Origin of the sequence: Aeoliella mucimassa (assembly GCF_007748035.1) — a bacterium.
GTDB lineage: Bacteria > Planctomycetota > Planctomycetia > Pirellulales > Lacipirellulaceae > Aeoliella > Aeoliella mucimassa.
Genome location: NZ_CP036278.1, coordinates 5,149,644 through 5,162,258, shown reverse-complemented (window position 1 = coordinate 5,162,258; position 12,615 = coordinate 5,149,644). Strand labels below are relative to the sequence as shown.

Here is a 12,615-nt window from a genome sequence, read left to right as displayed (position 1 = left end):
CGAAAATAGATTCCCATTCGATGCGTTTTGGGAAATGGGAAACTATTCGAGCGTGAAAACCACTGGTTTTGCAGGGTAGCCGAAGATTCAATTTTCCCATCGATGGGAAAATTGGGAATCTATTGCGCACTCACACTCCGATTGCCGCCAACAAACAAGAGGATGAACCACCGCCACGTGCAAGCGGGTGTCAGCTGGATGGGTGACAGCCAAGCCAGCAATGTGAAGCGAGTGCGGCGATTACCCCGCTACTGCTTGCTATCAGAGCGACCTACAATAGTTTTGATTAGTCCAAACTTTCGGAAGTATTGTTCCCATGCTTCATCCCGCGCTCGGATTGCTGGCAGTGGCTGTGTTGCTTGCAGGTGCTTGGCTCCTGTTCTGGCCGGGAATTGGTCTAGTCTCATTGATCCGGCGCGTGCTGTTGGTCGACGAGCGCGAGCGAATCGAAGACGCCCTGAAGCACCTTTACGACTGCGAGTACACCGGCTCGCTGGCAACTATCCACAGCCTGGCCGGCGCGCTGGATCTTCGTGTGTCGCGCGTGGCGGTGCTCACACAGCGGCTCGAATCACTCGGTCTGATGCGAGCCGAGGGAGATGGCTTGCGTCTCACGCCTGAAGGCCGGCACGACGCGCTGAAGGTGATTCGGGTTCACCGATTGTGGGAAGCCTATTTGGCCGATCGCACCGGTTTCGAAGAAGCCGAATGGCACGGCGAGGCCGATCGCCGCGAGCATCACACATCGGCCGATCAATTGGAGAAGATCGTGCGGGCGACAGGAAACCCGCGATTCGACCCGCACGGCGATCCCATTCCTACAGAGGAAGGGGAAGTCCTCTCCCGGCGCGGTCAGCCTTTGAGCGATCTGAACATCGGCTCGACCGGCGTGATCGTTCACGTGGAAGACGAGCCCGAAGCGATCTACGCTCAGTTGCGGGCACAGAGCATCCACGTTGGGCAGCATTTAAAGGTCGTGCACAAATCGTCGCGACGCGTGTGTGTGGAAGTCGATGGCGAGGAGCAGGTGATGGCTCCGGTGGTAGCGGCCAACGTATCGGTCGAGTTGCTTCCGACACGAGAGCCAGTTGAGATCGTGGATCGTCTCAGTTCGCTGGCGGTTGGTGAATCGCGCGAAGTGGTCGGCATCGCGCCGGCATGTCAGGGGCCAGAGCGTCGGCGGTTACTCGACCTCGGTTTACTGCCAGGCACGCAAGTGACCGCGGTGATGCGTAGTCCCACTCGCGATCCGACCGCGTATCGGATTCGAGGAGCCTTGATTGCACTCCGTCATCAACAAGCAGAGCTCGTTACCGTGCGACCTGCAGGTGAAGAGAAACCATCGTCATGAAAGTGTTGCCGTCGATTTGCGATCAGTGCAGTGCCAAGCGGCCATCGCCGTTGGTGCCGTTGAAAGCTGCGCCCGGCGAGGCGGATTACGTGATCGCTTTGGCTGGCAATCCGAATACCGGCAAGAGCACCGTATTCAATGCACTCACTGGTTTGCGACAACACACCGGCAATTGGCCCGGTAAAACAGTTGCCCGGGCGGAGGGGAGCTTTCGGCACGCGAACCAGTCGTTCTGTTTGGTCGATCTGCCCGGTACCTACTCGCTACTGGCAACGAGCTGCGACGAGGAGATCGCCCGCGACTTCCTATTGTTTGGCCGACCCGACGTCACGGTGATTGTTGTCGATGCGACGCGATTGCATCGCAATCTAAACCTGGTACTGCAGGTGCTGGAGATCACCGACCGAGCGGTCGTGTGTGTGAATCTCATGGACGAAGCCAAGCGGCATCGCATCAGCATCGATGATCAGCAGTTGTCACAGCAACTCGGCGTGCCGGTGGTCTGCACAAGCGCCCGTTTTGATCGGGGGCTCGACACACTGGTCGAGGCAATCCACGGTGTAGCCAACGGTTCGATACCGAGTAACCCAGTGAGAATGGAGACTTGGTCGCAGGGGCTCGACCTTGCCATTAAGCAACTCACCGAGCGGCTCGACGTGGCGTATCCCCATTTGCCGAACGGGCAATGGGTGGCGTTGCGGTTGCTCGATGGAGATGAACGCGTTGCGCAGTCGGTGGTAAGCGGTGAGTTGCTCGACCTCGCGCGGGTAGAGCGTCTGGAAGCGGAACCTCAGTCAAAGCGCCCACCGATTGACTCCAAAGCAAATCTGGCTGGTAACGAAATCCTGAAGCTCGCCTCGGAGCTTCGTTGGCAAGTCGGACCAAGATTTCACGAAGCCTTGGCCGAGAGTGTGTTTTCAAAGGCAGCGAATCTGGCGGATCAAACAGTCGTGCATCAGGATGGAGAGCAGGGGCCCTCGCTCGATCGAACGCTCGATCGCATTCTCACCAATCCCTGGACTGGTTTTCCGGTGATGCTGCTCTTGCTCGCGGGGGTACTATGGCTGACGATTGCCGGAGCCAATTATCCCTCCGCGGTCCTCTCCTGGTTGTTGCTCGATCGTGTGCACCCGCTGCTGCACGGGGGAGCCGATGCCATCGGCATGCCTTGGTGGTTGTCCGGAGTACTGCTCGACGGTATGTACCTGGCGACCGCGTGGGTGGTGAGTGTGATGTTGCCGCCGATGGCTATTTTCTTTCCGCTGTTTACCTTGCTCGAAGACTTTGGCTACTTGCCGCGCGTTGCGTTCAACCTCGATGGATTGTTTCGCAGGGCTGGCGCTCATGGCAAACAGGCGCTCACCATGTGCATGGGGTTGGGGTGCAACGCAGCCGGCGTGGTTGCAACGCGTGTGATCGAAAGCCCACGCGAGCGGTTGGTGGCGATCATCACCAACAATTTTGCCCTCTGCAACGGTCGCTGGCCGACGCAGATTCTGCTGGCCACGGTGTTTCTGGGAGCGATGGCTCCCCCGTACCTTTCGGGCATGGTATCGGCCTTCGCCGTGTTGTTCGTCGCACTATTGGGCGTGGTGCTCACGTTTCTCGTTTCGTGGGGACTCTCGAAAACCGTGCTACGCGGCGAGCCATCTACGTTTCATCTCGAGTTGCCTCCCTATCGTCCTCCCCGCTTGTGGCAGGCCATCTACACATCGCTCGTCGATCGAACGATTTTCGTCCTCTGGCGGGCCATAGTGTTTGCCGTGCCAGCGGGGGCAGTGATCTGGTTGATCAGCAACGTGTCGGTGGGAGATAGCTCGCTGGCAGAACACCTGGTGAACTGGATGAACCCGCTCGGCATTTTCGTCGGTTTGAACGGAGTGATTCTCTTAGCTTACGTCGTCGGCATACCGGCCAACGAGATTGTGATTCCCACGATCCTGATGCTCACGGTACTTACCACTGGTGTGCATGATACCGGAGCAGGTGCTGGGGTGCTGTTCGAACTCGAGTCGCACTCCGCAACGCGAGAGATTCTACAAGCAGGCGGATGGACCTTGCTGACCGCGGTGAACGTCATGCTGTTCAGCTTAGTGCACAACCCTTGTTCAACGACGATCTACACCATTTGGAAAGAGACCCGCAGCGTTCGGTGGACCTTGCTGGCCTCGTTGCTACCACTCGCGATGGGCTTCGTGTTGTGTTTCGTACTCACCCAATGCTGGAGGTTAATTACTGGCGTATAACCAACCGTCGCTGCATTCCTCGCTCTGCTTACGTACTACGGGCGGGGACGAACATTTCGATTTCCAGACGCACGAGCCGTTCGATGAGTTCGCGATACGTGAGCGAGCGACGGATCGGGTCTTTGGCAAGCAGCGTATGCACCAGCGAGGCAACCGGCTTCGGCAAGTCGGGACGCAAGCTGCGGATGCAAGGTGGCTTTTGACCACGGTGCAGCGCGATGAGTTCGCCAGGGTCGTTGCTGGTGAACGGAGTCCGGCCGGACAGTAGCTCGTACATCACGATGCCAAGGCTGTATTGGTCGCTCGAGATGCCAGTCGCAAACGCGCTGGTGACTACCTCGGGAGCGATGTAGGCCAAGCTGCCCATGAGCGAGTCGGCCAGGCGGCCGTGGTCGTCGCCCGGGCGGCGAGCGAAACCGAGATCGATGAGTGTGACATGCCCAGTCGGGGCGACCATCACGTTGTCGGGCTTCACGTCGCCGTGCACCATGCCAGTCGCGCGGTCGATGGCAGACAGGCCCTCGGCCATTTGACGAACGAGCCACAGGGCTTCGCTCAGGCTCGGTTGCCATTGGCGATCGAGACGCTGGCGAAGCGTTTCGCCTTCGAGCATCGGCATCGCCGCATAGAACGGCGGCTGCCGAACATTGGCCGATAACACAGGAACCACATGCGGATGCGAAACCCGAGAACCAACCCATACTTCGCGGCGGAACAGCTCGACGGCTACCTCGTCGCGCCACCACTCCTTGCGAAGCATCTTGACCATGTAGCTGGCCGGCAAGGCTTCGTCCGCTTCCGCAGGACGGGCAGTGTAGAGCCGGGCCAGGTTGGTTTCGGCGATCAGACGCACCAACTGCCAAGGACCGGCTCGGCCGATCATCTTCCGGCGAGGCGGAGCTGTGTCGTCAGATACGATCTTCACCGGGCGGGGCGACATCGAAGTCGTAGGCATAGTATTTCCGCGAATCGCAAGCTACGCAGTGTGCAGGAAAAGCTGGGAGGCACACTGCAAAAACAGTTGGGTCTTACGAGTGAATCGGTTATCTCGCCCGCAGACCTTAACGCTTACGCAGAAACGAACGGCTGCTAGCAGAGGATAGGCAAGCCGCGAAGAGTTTAACGCAGATACAGATCGTGAGCCGGTGCTTGTGTGTGCTAGCACTTGGGGGAATGTTCAGAGAAGTGAACAGGAGAAGAAGATGATAGCAACCCACTGGCACCGCTCGCGGATGCTTGTTGCTAACTGTTGGCCGCTGCTAGCACAGATGGCGAATACCGAGCTGGTAGAGTTCGCCGGCCAGCACTCGCGAGAGGGCGGACGCCTCAGAGTACTGCATGCGTACTCTGAGGCCACCCGTGAATGTTTACGAGCGACGATAACGCCAGAAACCTGCAGCACCCAGGCAACCTGCCAGCAGCAGGGTGACCGTGCCCGGTTCGGGAACGAAGGTCAGATCGATCGTGACATAGCTGTCCTCAGGGAAGCTATAGCCGCCGTACGAGATGGTGACTTCGTGACCGCTGAACGAGATGTTGTCGGCCGAGAACTCGGGCCAGTCCATCGGGGCGTCGTCTTCGGGGGTGATGTCGCGACTGAAGTCGACCGCGATGCTGCCGATGGACAAGTCGGAGTACCCGGGGATGTCGATGTCGCGAATGATCAACTTGCTCGGATCATTGCCGGTGTTGAAGTAAGGACTGTACCAGTCAGAAAGCGAAGTGAGCTGGATCGTCGTTTCGCTCAAGTCGAGCGTGTAAAGCGACAAGTCGGTGATGTACTCGACGCCTGGGTCGACGACCTCGACCGTGGTCGAATAATTCTCGACGCCGGTGTATTGAGGGAAATGATACAAGTCGACGTAATCGCCCACCATGCTTGGTGCGGCGAAGGTTGCGCTACCCATCATTAACGATGCGATAGCGAAGCATGCAAAGCTCAATGTTCTCTTCACTAGACAACCCTCCCAACAAATCAGCTATTTGAAAAACATGAAGCGTCATCACAAGTTCGCCCCTATCGGCGAATTCTGACAGACCTGGGAACCGGACGCAAGGAAAAATGCAGAAATTGGGTGTTTTCAGTGGCCTTGTTGACTAACTCCACTCGAACTGTGGAAGCCCGAGTTGGGTGAATTGATTGATGATTTTACAGCGCAAGCGGGCTTCCGTTTGTTGGTTTTCGAATACTCGGTTTTTGAGATGGCTCCCAAAGCTTTGTTTCACTCGGTACATGGTCGTTTCCGCCAAGCTTCTACGATGATAGCCCACTTCCTCTTTCCAACTCCTACGCCCCTTGCGTCGAATCTGACGAATTGCCTCGTCCCGGGGCAAAGGCTCCTCCGCAGAGTTGCCATGTTGTTTGATCTTGGCGTTGTGCTGCGGCGGAATCACCGGCTCAATGCCTTCGGATTCCAGCCCTTCATAAACCTTCCACTTGTCGTAACTACCGTCGCCGTGAAACTTTTTTACGGGCTGCTCCACCTGCTCCAGCATTTCGGGAACCGCATCGGCATCGTGGCAACTGTTCTCGGTCAAAATCTCCGCCACAATCTCGCGGGTGTCAGGATTCACCGACAAATGCAGCTTCCGCCATGTCCGCCGCTTCGACTTGCCATGCGTCCGCATCTTCCATTCGCCCTCGCCAAACACTTTCATGCCGGTGCTATCCACCACGATATCGATGTCGCCCCTCTTGTTAGCGATATCGAGCGAAACATTCAGCTTGCTGGCTCGCTTGGCGAGCGAAGAATAATTGGGAATCGCTGCCTCGACGCCCAACATCGCCACCAGCGAGCGGCCGAATCCCTCAGTCTGCCGATAGGGAAGTTTCAGCAGTTCGCGAATCGTCAGCAAGCACTCGATCGCCGTATCGCTGAAGACAAAAGGGCGACCGACTTTTGTCTGGTCGTTAGGATGTTCCCAGTTCTCCAACGCCTCGTCGCTAAACCAAATAGTGATGTTTCCACGCTCGATGAGCGACTTGTTATACTCCTTCCAGTTCGTGACTTTGTAGGTTCGTTTTTCTTTCGTAGCCATGTTCGATCTCCGTAAAAAAGGTACGTGGTTCCATTCCACGTTAGTTTTTACGGAGGTTTGTGACTAATTGTTCAACAAGGCCGTTTTCAGTTACCAATCATCTGGGCGAAAAACGTGCGTGCTTCGGCCACATCGTCGGTTCCGGCGATAATCGCCCGGCCATCAGGGAAAAGAGTTAGGGTAAATCTGCCGGTTTCCGCCCGCAAAAGGTACGGGTTGCACAGCACATCGGCTACGGATTCGAGCTGGTCGGCCAGGGCCTCCAGGTTGAGCTGCTGGGGGGAGTCGGGGCGTAACTGCACGGCGTTGCGACCGCAAAGCACGGCCGTGGTACTGCCGCGTCGGCCTTCGAGCCAGGCAAAATCACGCTGCCCGCACGCTCGGCAATCGCCGGCCGCGTGTAGTTTTTCGAGGCTAACCTGCCGCAGGGTGTTTTGCCAAAGGTCGACAATGGTCAGCTTGCGATTGATCGCATGGCGGTTGCCGCTGAGAAGCTTCAGCACTTCGGCCGATTGGATCGCCGCGACCATCGATACCGCTGGCCCAAGTACGCCGGCCGTGTCGCACGTGGGGGTGACTCCCGGGGGAGGGGGCTCCGGCAGTAAGCAAGCCAGGCAAGCGGTCTCGCCTGGCAGGATGGTCATCGATTGACCTTCGGCGCCGATCACCCCGCCGTAGACCCAAGGTTTATTTGCAGATAATGAGTAATCGTTGAGCAGAAAGCGAACTTCAAAGTTGTCGGTACCGTCGACGATCACGTCGCAGTCGTCGGCCAGGCGGTCGATGTTCTTGTACGTCACATCCTCGACGAACGGCTCGACGACCACTTGCGAGTTAATGGCTCCTAACTTGTTAGCGGCCGCTATCGCTTTGGGCAGCCCGCTGGCGACATCGTGCTCGTCGTATAGCACTTGTCGCTGCAGGTTCGAGAGTTCGAGGAAATCTCGATCGACAATGCGCACGTGCCCCACACCTGCACGAACGAGCGTATCGGCCAGCGAAGAGCCGAGGGCACCACATCCCACGACAAGCACTCGAGCGCTGCCAAGTTTTACTTGGCCCTCTCGTCCCAGCGGAGCAAACCGCATCTGCTTCGAGTATCGATCGAGCGGTTCGGGCATGGGAGAAAGGCTTTCCTGCAGAGTGCCCGCTTTTGGCGAGCACCTTAGCAACGTCGCGGTGCTTAGAGCTTTAAGTAACGCTCTTGAGCAAGCAGGGCCAAGGCCTTGAGGTCGAGCTTGCCGGAGCCGAGCACGGGGATTCCGTCGACCAGCATAAAGGAATCGACCGAAGGGATCCAAATATTTGGTAAGCCAGCCTGCTTAAGAGCGGCACAGATTTCGTCGGGCGTCTTGTTGAGCTCGCGATGCACTACGATCAGGCGCTCGCCCTTCTTTTCGTCAGGCACAGCGGTCACGACCACCAAGGGGGATTCATCGTCGTCATCGATGCCAATGACTTGCTCAATGGCTTCTTCGACACCGATGTGGGGAACCATCTCGCCGCCGATTTTCGAGAACCGACTCTCACGACCTGTGATGTGGATGAACCCATCCGCATCAATGCGGGCGATGTCGCCGGTAACGTACCAGCCGTTGCGAACGACTTCGCTGGTTTTCTCCGGCAGATTCAGGTAACCCTTCATCACGTTCGCACCGGTAATCAGCAGCATGCCGGCCGCACCTTGGGGAAGGTCGTCGCCGTTTTCGGGGTGAATCACCTTAGCGGCTACCCCAGGCACTGGGCGGCCGACCGATCCCTCTTTGCTGTCGACTTGTTCGTGGTGCGAACGACTCGGCGGGACATTTACACTGACCAGTGGGGCCAGTTCGGTGGTGCCATACCCTTCGACCGGACGGACACCGAACCGCTCTTCAAAAGCGTCGCTCACCGCCATCGGCAGTTTTTCGGCGCCTGCAACCACTACGTCGAGCGTAGCGAACTCATCGGGCGTGCATCGACGACTGAAAGTTCTCAGGAAGGTTGGAGTCGACAGCAGAATAGTCGCTTTGTGGCGGGCTGCCAACTTGCCGATCATCTTCGCGTCGAGCGGATTGAAATGATAGGCCGCGTGGATGTCGAGCGCCAGGGGCCCCCACAAGGTGATCGTGTAACCAAACGAATGGAAGAACGGCAAGATGCCCAACATCGTATCGTTGGGATTGAGTTGAATGACTTGATCGACCGAGTCGACATTAGCGGCGATGTTGCGGTAGGTGAGCATCACGCCCTTCGGATCGCCGGTCGAGCCCGACGTGAACACGATGGTCAACAGGTCGTCGGGATCGATGCGGTTGAGTCCGTAGAACAGGTCGAGCAGCATGCAGGGGGTCGCGTACCCATGCAGACCGCCGAGCACCTTGTCGCCGAGGGTGAGTTTCTCGCGAAGCTCTTCGAGGTAGACGATCTTGGCGTTGAGCTTCTTCAGGTCGAGCGGCAGCTTCTCGGCTACTCGGCGGCTGGTAAGAATCTGTCGGATGCCAGCCTGACGAATGCAGGCGTTCATCACTTCCTCGCTGACCGAATAGTTCAGGTTCACTGCTACACGTCCCGCTAGCGCCAACGCGGCATTGGTGATCGCAGCCCCGTTCGAGGGCGGAAGCAGCAGGCCGATGTTCTTTTCGTCGCTAGCCAGCACCTCACGCACCAACAGGCGGCGGAGGATAAAGCTACGCATCAGGAATTGGCTACCGGTCAGGGAGTCGCCGGTGCTATCGGCAATCTTCCAGCGGAAACGTGCCTTACGGCACGTGCGAAGCATAGTACGGACGACGTTGGTACTGCGGGCGTGGCGACTCACTGCGGCTTTCGCTCCCAGTTGCTGTACAGCTTCGCGGACTTGTCCGACGCTGTTTGGATGAGTAATCGGTTGGCCAAACCAACAAGTGACTCGATGCGGCCATCGCGAGGGCCAGCGGCCGAAAAGCTTCCCCCCGCGGTAACTAAACATACTGCCCCAGAGTTCATCGAGGTAGACCGGAATTACCGGGGCATTGATACCCCGGACAAGGGACAGCAGTCCGCGGGTGAACGATTGAAGCTGTCCGCTGCGTGTCACCTGGCCTTCGGCGAACAGGCAAACCAACTCGCCGTTCTTGATGGCTCGCCGGGCCTGGCGGATCGCAGGGCGGGCAGCGTGAGGGTTGGTGGGGACTTCGATTACCCCCATGAGCTTCGCCAATCGCTCTTTCCAGCGGGTATTCAGCAGGTCGCTCTTAATCATCAGCCGCACCGGGCGCGACGAGCTACAGAGCACCAGCAGACCGTCGACCCAGGTCACGTGGTTGGCTACCAGCAGTGCTCCCCCCTCGTTTGGCAGCACATCGCGATTCTCCATGTGGATGCGATACACGGTATGGGCCAGCAACCAGGCGATGAACTTGGTGGTAGTTTGGGGAATCAGGTAGACTATGTAGACCAGTACCGGCAGCGTGACAATGCTGCACATCAGGAAGATTTCGCGGGCATTGAATAGCGGCTCGTCGGTGAACAACTCGGTACGCAAAGCAAGGAATCCAAGCGTGACGACCAGCATGCCGGCAAACATCAGGAAGTTCGAAGCCGCCAGAATAGCTCCGCGGACGTCGGCCGGGCTGCGATGCTGCAGATACGCAGCGAGCGGCACCATGAAGAAGCCGGAGCTAAGGCCTAGCATCGCAAAGTACACGCACGCCAGAGCGTAGCTGTAGGTCATGTGGGCTTCGGCACCGGTGCCATGGAAGTAGTCGCCGCTGTTGGTAAACAGCAGGAAGGTGAACAGCACCATGCCGCCGGCTCCGAGCGGGAGCATGCCGAGTTCGACGTGATCGTTCGACCACAAGCCTGCCAGCAAACTACCGAGAGCCATCCCGATGACCAGGGAAACGAGTCCCGGAACCGTCTCGATTTGCTCGCTGCCACCTTGTTCGGAAACGAGTTGATCGATGGTAAGCTGCGACAGTGTACCGAGCGACCAGAAGAACATCCCGCCTAGAGCGACCAGCAGCAACGCTCGGTCGGAAGCCAGGATGCGAACGTCGGCCAGCGTGCGGCGGGGGAAGTCCCAGGGGAAAGGCATCTGCGGTTGGGCGGGACGCAGGAACGTGATCCACAAGCTGGTCCACCAGCCGATCAACGCGAAACCAACGAGAATTCCGGCCTCGACCATCCAGTCGTAGGAGCCAAACACCCCGCGAACGTGCTCCGTGGCGAGCCACCCTCCGATCGCGGTTCCGAACACGATCGCCAACACGGTGACGAAGCCCATGATGCCGTTGGCGGCCGAAATCGAGCCTTGGTGAAGCATCTCGGGAATGCTGCCGAGCTTCGCGGGGCCGAACAGCGCGCTTTGGGCACCCATCAGAGCAACCGAAGTAAACAGCAGCCAGCCCCAATCGAGATACACGGCCAGCACCGTGAGTATCATCAACACGACTTCGGCGATCTTGCACCAGATAATGACATCGCGCTTGCTGAATCGGTCGGCCAGGTACCCGGCCGGGGCTGCCAGAATGAGATATGGCAGAATAAAGCAGACCGAACCAGCGACCAGCATCTGGCTATCGTTAACGAATTTTTCCTTGCCGATGCCGATGACCAGCCAGCGGGTGATACTGTCGTTTGTCGCCCCGAACAGCTGAGTGAACAGCAGTCCCAGGAACGTGGCCGACTTAAGGCCTGCCTGGGGGGCTGGCTGCGGATGCGGTTCTCCCTGTTCGCCAGGAGTCGACGGATCGGCTTCAGGGTCGGAGTCCGTCATGGCCAGGTGAATGCTGATATCGAGGTAGATTTGGTAGGAAGGGTAAGATTCACCGTTTTACTTGGTTGGCCAAGGCCCGTCCAAGGGGCTAGCAGGCTTCACCAAGCTACCCAGCAGTACAAGAATAGCTGCTGGATCGCGAACTATACGCAGGGAACGGTAGAACTGGAAATGCCGAAAACCCGCTATTGGCACATTGCCTACCAGAAGCGGCCGACCATAATGTCGACTCGTACCGCTGAAAGTTGTTTGTGAGGTGTTGAATATGGGCAAGCTCTACAATTTCATCTTGGGCGTCGTGGTTGGCTTCGGCCTGTACCACGCGACGTTCAATTACCACTTGATGTACGCCGACGATGGCTTACACCTGATCGCCAAGCAGCCGCCCCGTTTCTCCGACTTATATGTCGACGTGCGGGGCTACTCCCTCAGCGACTGGGCCGCCCACCCCGAATTACTGCTGGCTGTGGAGAAAGCCGGAAAACGCCATCTAGTAGGCGATGCAGCCGAAAAAACCGTGAATGATGCGGTAAATCAGGCAGTGGATAAGCTCTTCCCGAAGCCCGAAGAGTAAGAGTCGGCTGCTGCAGCCCGCTTTTTCCCGCATAACCGCAACAAATCGTAGCATGCTCAGGACCCCGTCCCTGGCAGTCTCTGTGATGTTTTCCTCGACCGTTCCTCGATAAATAAGGACAGGAACGATTGTCGGCCGGCGCAGGCTAGCGTTGGTTTCCGCGTCCGGCATCCCGACAGCCAGGAATAGTGTCATGGACTTCAACCGCAATCAATTTTTCTTTCTGGGCATGTTTGTCTTGCTCATCGGGATCCAAGTGCGGATGGTCGAAACCTACGTACTTTCGCCCGAGGCTACGCAGTTCCTTGCCGAACGCTCGGGTAATCCGACCGTTGCGGCGGCAGCCAATGTTTCGGGCTCGGTGCAGGCATCCACCGGTGGATCGCCGACGGTGACCAAAAGCGTGAATCCCCCCGAATGGTTGGGGTGGTGCCTGATTTCCGTTGGGGCCGTGCTGGTGCTCCACAGCTTGGCGATGCCGAAACCAGGTTAATCGTCCTGCGATCCCGTTGGTGCGGCAACATGGGAGCCCCCCAATGCGGGGTTCAACGGGTAGCGACTAACTCTCCAGCCCGGTTTCAGGCGATTCAATCGTCATAACCCTAAGCAGCAATTGCACTTACATTGTCTGGTTGTGTGCTGGGTAGCTGCTAGGGCTGCGGATTAG

Annotated in this window: 9 protein-coding genes; 4 read left to right on the top strand and 5 right to left on the bottom strand. The window is 57.9% G+C overall.

The features are described from left to right. Window positions 1–316: 316 nt before the first annotated feature. Window positions 317–1,351 (top strand): metal-dependent transcriptional regulator, encoded by a 1,035-nt coding sequence (locus Pan181_RS20165; RefSeq protein WP_145249496.1) that lies wholly within the window; start codon window positions 317–319, stop codon window positions 1,349–1,351. Beyond that, entirely contained in the window at window positions 1,348–3,597 is a 2,250-nt protein-coding gene (feoB, locus tag Pan181_RS20160) for a ferrous iron transport protein B (RefSeq protein ID WP_145249494.1), read from the top strand. Before Pan181_RS20165 ends, feoB begins: the two co-directional genes overlap by 4 nt. Before the next feature lie 28 nt (window positions 3,598–3,625). On the opposite strand, the gene Pan181_RS20155 is transcribed toward feoB, so the two are convergent. The 5 genes from Pan181_RS20155 to Pan181_RS20135 all read right to left on the bottom strand — a co-directional run bounded on the left by Pan181_RS20155 (window position 3,626) and on the right by Pan181_RS20135 (window position 11,374). After that, window positions 3,626–4,552 carry a serine/threonine-protein kinase gene (locus tag Pan181_RS20155; protein ID WP_145249493.1) on the bottom strand — a complete coding sequence of 309 codons (927 nt, stop codon included), beginning with the start codon at window positions 4,550–4,552 and terminating at the stop codon, window positions 3,626–3,628. A 412-nt stretch (window positions 4,553–4,964) separates the two neighbouring features. After that, the gene (locus Pan181_RS20150) at window positions 4,965–5,507 is read right to left on the bottom strand and encodes a PEP-CTERM sorting domain-containing protein (protein WP_145249491.1); all 543 of its coding nucleotides are present in this window, start codon (window positions 5,505–5,507) and stop codon (window positions 4,965–4,967) included. Window positions 5,508–5,694: 187 nt separating this feature from the next. Next, the gene (locus Pan181_RS20145; protein ID WP_145244898.1) at window positions 5,695–6,636 is read right to left on the bottom strand and encodes an IS5 family transposase; all 942 of its coding nucleotides are present in this window, start codon (window positions 6,634–6,636) and stop codon (window positions 5,695–5,697) included. A gap of 86 nt (window positions 6,637–6,722) precedes the next feature. Next, entirely contained in the window at window positions 6,723–7,757 is a 1,035-nt protein-coding gene (locus Pan181_RS20140; RefSeq protein ID WP_145249489.1) for a ThiF family adenylyltransferase, read from the bottom strand. Window positions 7,758–7,819: 62 nt separating this feature from the next. Further along, window positions 7,820–11,374 carry an acyl-[ACP]--phospholipid O-acyltransferase gene (locus Pan181_RS20135; protein ID WP_145249487.1) on the bottom strand — a complete coding sequence of 1,185 codons (3,555 nt, stop codon included), beginning with the start codon at window positions 11,372–11,374 and terminating at the stop codon, window positions 7,820–7,822. Between the two features lie 265 nt (window positions 11,375–11,639). Here Pan181_RS20135 and Pan181_RS20130 point away from each other — a divergent pair, with 265 nt between their 5' ends. Beyond that, window positions 11,640–11,948, top strand: coding sequence for a hypothetical protein (locus Pan181_RS20130; protein ID WP_145249485.1), 309 nt, complete (start codon window positions 11,640–11,642; stop codon window positions 11,946–11,948). A gap of 193 nt (window positions 11,949–12,141) precedes the next feature. Then, on the top strand, window positions 12,142–12,441 hold the full coding sequence (locus Pan181_RS20125) for a hypothetical protein (protein ID WP_145249483.1): 300 nt from the start codon (window positions 12,142–12,144) through the stop codon (window positions 12,439–12,441). Window positions 12,442–12,615: the final 174 nt, after the last annotated feature.

What these genes read in the sequence shown, in the direction of transcription:
- Pan181_RS20135 (WP_145249487.1), bottom strand. Translation starts at nt 11,374, where the DNA reads ATGACGGACTCCGACCCTGAAGCCGATCCGTCGACTCCTGGCGAACAG.
- feoB (WP_145249494.1), top strand. Translation starts at nt 1,348, where the DNA reads ATGAAAGTGTTGCCGTCGATTTGCGATCAGTGCAGTGCCAAGCGGCCA.
- Pan181_RS20145 (WP_145244898.1), bottom strand. Translation starts at nt 6,636, where the DNA reads ATGGCTACGAAAGAAAAACGAACCTACAAAGTCACGAACTGGAAGGAG.
- Pan181_RS20165 (WP_145249496.1), top strand. Translation starts at nt 317, where the DNA reads ATGCTTCATCCCGCGCTCGGATTGCTGGCAGTGGCTGTGTTGCTTGCA.
- Pan181_RS20140 (WP_145249489.1), bottom strand. Translation starts at nt 7,757, where the DNA reads ATGCCCGAACCGCTCGATCGATACTCGAAGCAGATGCGGTTTGCTCCG.
- Pan181_RS20130 (WP_145249485.1), top strand. Translation starts at nt 11,640, where the DNA reads ATGGGCAAGCTCTACAATTTCATCTTGGGCGTCGTGGTTGGCTTCGGC.
- Pan181_RS20150 (WP_145249491.1), bottom strand. Translation starts at nt 5,507, where the DNA reads ATGATGGGTAGCGCAACCTTCGCCGCACCAAGCATGGTGGGCGATTAC.
- Pan181_RS20125 (WP_145249483.1), top strand. Translation starts at nt 12,142, where the DNA reads ATGGACTTCAACCGCAATCAATTTTTCTTTCTGGGCATGTTTGTCTTG.
- Pan181_RS20155 (WP_145249493.1), bottom strand. Translation starts at nt 4,552, where the DNA reads ATGCCTACGACTTCGATGTCGCCCCGCCCGGTGAAGATCGTATCTGAC.